This window comes from Myroides sp. NP-2 (assembly GCF_014145665.1).
Classification (GTDB): Bacteria; Bacteroidota; Bacteroidia; order Flavobacteriales; family Flavobacteriaceae; genus Flavobacterium.
In genome coordinates this window covers 1-1,377 of record NZ_JACHTD010000042.1, presented here as the reverse complement: position 1 = coordinate 1,377, position 1,377 = coordinate 1, and the positions used below count along the sequence as shown (strand labels likewise).

The 1,377-nt window shown below is 46.9% G+C and carries 1 rRNA gene; it reads right to left on the bottom strand.

The features are described 5' to 3' along the window. Positions 1-1,377: ribosomal RNA gene (locus tag H4K35_RS15530) — 23S ribosomal RNA — on the bottom strand; the annotation flags it as partial.

The window sequence follows — 1,377 nt, the reverse complement described above, 5'->3', positions numbered from 1 at the left end:
TACGCATTTTACTATAAGAAATATAGGTACGTGCTTCAACGAACTATTCCGTCAGTTCGCGGTGCTTTCATCACTGTGTCACTCCATCACAATTATTAGTAGTACGGGAATATTAACCCGTTGGCCATCGACGTCCCCCTTCGGGTGTGCCTTAGGTCCCGACTAACCCTAAGCTGATTAGCATAGCTCAGGAAACCTTAGTCTTACGGCGGGGGTGTTTCTCGCACCCCTTATCGTTACTTATGCCTACATTTTCTTTTCTATAAACTCCACCATATCTCACAATACGGCTTCTGCGTCGATAGAATGCTCCCCTACCACTCACGTATAAAACGTAAATCCATAGCTTCGGTAGTATACTTATGCCCGATTATTATCCATGCTCGATCGCTCGACTAGTGAGCTGTTACGCACTCTTTAAATGAATGGCTGCTTCCAAGCCAACATCCTAGCTGTCTGGGCAATCAAACCGCGTTTTTTCAACTTAGCATACATTTGGGGACCTTAGCTGATGGTCTGGGTTCTTTCCCTCTCGGACATGGACCTTAGCACCCATGCCCTCACTGATGATTATCATTAATTAGCATTCGGAGTTTGTCAGGAATTGGTAGGCGGTGAAGCCCCCGCATCCAATCAGTAGCTCTACCTCTAAGTAACTATGATCATCGCTGCACCTAAATGCATTTCGGGGAGTACGAGCTATTTCCGAGTTTGATTGGCCTTTCACCCCTACCCACAGGTCATCCGAAAACTTTTCAGCGTTAAACGGTTCGGTCCTCCATTTAGTGTTACCTAAACTTCAACCTGCCCATGGGTAGATCACACGGTTTCGCGTCTACCACTACTGACTAAAGCGCCCTATTAAGACTCGCTTTCGCTACGGATCCATGACTTAATCACTTATCCTCGCCAGCAACGGTAACTCGTAGGCTCATTATGCAAAAGGCACGCCGTCACCCAACTAATGGGCTCCGACCGCTTGTAGGCGTATGGTTTCAGGTTCTATTTCACTCCGTTATTCACGGTTCTTTTCACCTTTCCCTCACGGTACTGGTTCACTATCGGTCTCTCAGGAGTATTTAGCCTTAGCGGATGGTCCCGCCAGTTTCAATCAGGGTTTCACGTGCCCCGACCTACTCAGGATACCACTATCCTTATCTTCTCTTACTTATACGGGACTATCACCCTCTTCGGTTAACCTTTCCAGGTTATTCTAATTCAATCCGCAAGAAATGTCGTGGTCCTACAACCCCAATATTGCCGTAACAACATTGGTTTGGGCTATTCCGCGTTCGCTCGCCACTACTAGCGGAATCACTTTTGTTTTCTTCTCCTCTGCCTACTTAGATGTTTCAGTTCAGCAGGTTCGCCTCCTAT